The organism is Desulfatiglans sp. (assembly GCA_012513605.1).
GTDB lineage: Bacteria > Desulfobacterota > DSM-4660 > Desulfatiglandales > HGW-15 > JAAZBV01.
Window position 1 is genome coordinate 1 of the sequence record JAAZBV010000087.1, and the last position, 4,647, is coordinate 4,647.

A 4,647-nucleotide genomic window follows, 5' to 3' on the forward strand; every position below is an offset into this window, starting at 1 on the left:
AAGGCTAAAGTTATTAGCCATAGGGCTTTTGGTTATCGTACTGAAAACACATTTAAGCTGGCTCTATATCATGGCTTGGGAAAGCTACCTATGCCAAAATTGACCCACAAATTCTTGTGAGGAGCCAGAAAATCAAAGTACTGCGAGGTAAAAAGATACTATTTTGATGCAAATCTTTTATCAAGCGCACTTCGTCTTACAGCAAAAGTATCCTTTATTACTGTTGCTATCATGCTATCTTTTACATCATGTAAGATAACCTGATTAGCGATTGCTTTATAAAAAACTCATGGTTATAATTCTTTCAAACTATTTGGAATATAAAAACAATAATTATATAGAGGAAATCAGCCTATGATCCGAAGTTATTTTATATCAATTACCCTGTTTCTTTTTTTATTATCACTGTTATCAGCCTGCTCTTCAGGTAATTCAGGAGGTGATACCCCTCCGCAATTGGAACCAATCACTGTAAACAGCATTGATGATACCTTAAGCCCAGCCGCAGGTACTGTTACACTCCGTTCTGCCCTTGTGGCGGCAGAAAGCGGCCAGAGAATTATATTCGCCCAGAGTCTTGATGGAGATACAATTGAGCTATCAATAGTCGGAGAAAAACACACCATCCTTAAAGGTGAGGTTATGGGTATGCGAAATGAACCCAGCGGGCCGATATCCTATCTGGTAGGATATTTTAATCGGGACTATGGCAAATCAGCCCTGTATGCACAGAAGAATGTAGTTATTGATGCATCAGACCTTCCATCAGGCATTACAATTACCTGGAGAGGTACAGAGGATGCACGCGTTCTCGCGGTTTATGGAGACCTTGCAATAGAAAATGTAACCATAACAGGGGGCCGCAGTGTTACAGAGGATATCTCAGCAACCAATACTGACCAGCCCTGGACCCTTGCAAGAGGTGGCGCTATCGCTGTCTGGGGCAGGGCACGGATTTATAACTGCGCCTTTTATGACAACTATTGCGAGGGGGATTTTGACTCATCAAGAGACCGTGGTACATTTGGCGGAGCCATTTATGCCGATATAGTTGAAATGGAGGATAGTATTGTAAGCGGTAATACCCTTTATGGCGCCGGGGTCTCGGGAGGAGGCGTTTTTTCAGTAGGCGGAAGGGATACTTATGAGACAACTTCAATCATTACCAGGTCTGCAATAACAGGCAATCATATCACCGGGCTAATGGGTTATGGCGGAGGAGTATACTCTGATGGCGGTGGCATAGGTAAAGCAGGAACACTCAGGCTGGTTAACTCCACAATAGCCAGAAACCTTGTTGATTATTCATCGCCTGTCCCTTTTGGTTACTGGAGGGGCGGCGGTGTATATATGTCAAACGGTTCCATGGTTATTAAGGGCTGTACTGTTGTTGAAAATGAGGTCTATGGGGTGCCAAGAACAATCGAGCTTGGCAAAAAGAATCTGGCAGGCGGTATTGCTGCAACCATTGGGAATGCACATGCAACAGAAGACATAATCATCGGCCATTCCATAATAGCAGGGAACACGGTCCATGAATTGGGCGGAACCACATATGAACATGATGTTTTTACCGGCTCTGCCTTTTATTTTATGAGCATGGGATATAACCGCATAGGAGTTCTGGATTTAAGCCAGTTACTGGTGCCTGTTGGTGAAGTGGACTGGAGGTCTTTAAGTAGAAGATTTTACCCAGGAGCCAACGATATAGACGGTGTAAACATTTCAGATGTGCTGGATCTGACAAATGGCATAACCTATTCAAATGATATATTATCTACCGGTGTGGATGAAGGTGACCCGGCTGTCCTCTATTACAGGCCGCAGGGAAGTGCGCTTGACCGTATTCCCACAGGTACATACAGTGTTATCGGTACATACTGGGAATACAGTGTTAATGATATAGCAAATGACAATTTTCTTGAGATTATGCTTGACCGGCTTGAAGGCTATTACAATATCCCCGGTTTTGCAGCAGATTTCACTACAGATTTTGAGCTGTTCCTTTCGGGCATAGATACTGATGATGAAACAGCCGGAAACCAACCCTATGAAGACCCGGATGGAAATCCAATATTGACACTTGCTGATACCCACTGGTTTGGCCCACTTCAGACCTGGCCAAAGGAGTTGTACAATTATCCCTATATTGAATTCTGGCACCAATTGGATAATGCCCTTGTTGCAGAAAACTTACCTGAGATTGGACAAGCAGTAATTTCCGATGAGGTATGGAATAACCTTTTCTCTCCCGGTCCATTATCTGAAAACACGAATATCAGAATGATCAGGATACCAGCAACCCTATTTACTGTTGCCAGTGAGATCCGTGACCAGTTATATAATAATCGCCCCGCAAACAGCCTTGGCGATATAGGGGCTATTGAGATTCCCTGACAGGATGTAATACAACTGAGATGTAGTACAATATTCTGTAGGGGCGAAAAATTTTTCGCCCCTACAATGTCGAACATAAAAAAAGCGAGTATATGGTTTATTGCTTATTGTTTTGCGGTTATTCATAAATAAATTCCTTTTCACCAACACATCTATATTTAAAAATTTCGATCTTCCTCGGACAATATATTTTTAATATCAAGGTCATCCACTTCAGGCGACCAACCTCTTTTTAGACGCATGCCAGTCTTTATTAACAGGTCTGCTATATATAATATGAACCTGCATGTATAAGGTTTATTCTTTTTATTAATTTTCCTGGCTTCATTAGCAAGTCGGTTCATCCGGGATTCATTAAGAAGCTCTTCATGTTTCATTTTTGCGATAATATATATTATATGGGGATTTTCAAACATTTCAGCCTCCATTTATTCAACTTGTTAATGTATAATTTATTGCGCAGATATTCGCGTAAACACCTGATTACCGGATTATCGCCCTGTGTCATGTTTCTTTTTGATTGATTCATTTTCATTTCTTTCTCCTTTTTGTCTTATGGTTAATGAAAATCCCCAGCTTTCCATTGGACAATGCCAATGAGAGATACATGGGTAATAAATAAACTGGTAAAACTTAAAAATTCTGTTCTTGATAAGGCAATATATTAAGCCGTGAGAGAAACATCCCCGGCTTTAATGAAAAAAAAAGCCGCGGATTTGATCATGTCCGCGGCTTTTTTTTAATAGAATTCAAATTATAACTTTAATAAATCCTCCGAGGACATGATTCAGCAGAATCAACAGGGCGATATGTCATTGTTCTTTTTACTATCATCTCATGTCCTCCTTTCATTAAGGATAAATTACTTCTGGTATATTATTTTGCAGAAGGCGCTAATATACAGAGAATAAAATACAAGTCAAGCTATTTCCCGTAGGGAACGTTAGCGACCGTTCTCTAGATGTACATTAAACTGTAGGGGCACGGCGCACCGTGCCCGCAAAGGCATTGCACATCATAACTGCAATGGGCACGCTGCAGCGTACCCCTACGTTTTTCAATCCACAAACATCGCACCAGCATATACATACCGCAATTAAATACCTTTATCTGCCTTAACTGGGATAATGGCACTTTCTATAGGAATGGCCACATACCCAAAATTAGTAGGGGCGAAAAATTTTTCGCCCCTACGATTTACATCGGAAAGATAAACCACATTAAATTCTGATTCAGCATTAAATGGATTATTTTTCCTGTTCTGCCTTAACAATCTTAATGGCAGTTTCAGTAGGAATTGCTGCATATCCATTTATCTCAAGCACCGATTCAAAAAGCTCATACGCTTCATCTATGGTTAATTTTGTAGGCGTCATCACAGTGACTTTTCCTTTGACATCTTCATCAACTATGAAGTTTTTTCCAGTAAATTCGCTTATGAATTTAATAAGGATATTAATGTCCACATTATCAAAATCTATGATGATTTTCCTAGGTTCATTGCTGGAGTTTTGTAAAACCTTTTTTTCTTCTCCATTATCAAGGCCCTTTAAATTTGCCTCCTCATTCTTAATTTTTTCACTGGTAGCAATCCAGATGATATTGCCTGCAACAATCTTTCTTTTAAGCCCTGTTTCCTTCAGTACAAGATCCAATGCTTCATCCCAGGGTATATCTTTAAAAGTCCTAGAAACTTTTTTGCCCTTGATAGCTGGATCCCAGATCATATTAACCACAGCAGCTTCACTTATCATCATAAGTATTTTTGTAATTTCAGTATCAGGAAATGTCATGTTTAAATGTATTTTATCATTCTTCGTCTGGGTTTTGTTATCTTTGGAAGTGACTATTTGTTTCATTTTTTCTTTCGTTGTGACCCAGACGATATTGTCAACAAAATTCTTTTTTTCAAGCCCTGTTTCCTTCAAGACAAGATCCAATGCTTCATCCCCAGGTATATCTTTTAATACCATAGTGACTTTTCTACCCTTAATAACAGGGTCCCACATGATGTTTTGTCCAGTCGCCTTACTTATTATCTGAAGGACATCGATGATATCAGTGTCATGAAAATCCAGGTTCAAGGGTTCTTTATCAGCCTTTTTTGAGACACTATTACCAGACGTTACGTTTAAAGGTTCTTTTGTCTCGGTTTTTTTTGCTGGTTTTGACATGGGCATTACACAGGCAACCATTAACAAACTTGTACAGATAGTAACTATGACCTTTAGTTTCCGGTTTTCCCATGTC

At 39.9% G+C, this 4,647-nt stretch carries 3 protein-coding genes; 1 reads left to right on the plus strand and 2 read right to left on the minus strand.

Annotated features, from left to right (window positions below; all coding sequences use genetic code 11):
• The first annotated feature begins 354 nt into the window (after positions 1–354).
• The gene (locus GX654_11355; protein NLD37455.1) at positions 355–2,397 is read left to right on the plus strand and encodes a hypothetical protein; all 2,043 of its coding nucleotides are present in this window, start codon (positions 355–357) and stop codon (positions 2,395–2,397) included.
• 158 nt (positions 2,398–2,555) lie between these two features.
• Here GX654_11355 and GX654_11360 read toward each other — a convergent pair whose 3' ends face one another.
• A complete protein-coding gene (locus GX654_11360) occupies positions 2,556–2,813 on the minus strand; it encodes a hypothetical protein (protein NLD37456.1) in 258 nt (85 codons plus the stop codon).
• Between the two features lie 831 nt (positions 2,814–3,644).
• Positions 3,645–4,647 (minus strand): hypothetical protein (locus GX654_11365; GenBank protein NLD37457.1); only part of this gene is annotated, 1,003 nt, incomplete at its 5' end.

Coding starts and splice junctions, on each gene's coding strand:
- GX654_11360 (NLD37456.1), bottom strand. CDS start 2,813: ATGTTTGAAAATCCCCATATAATATATATTATCGCAAAAATGAAACAT.
- GX654_11355 (NLD37455.1), top strand. CDS start 355: ATGATCCGAAGTTATTTTATATCAATTACCCTGTTTCTTTTTTTATTA.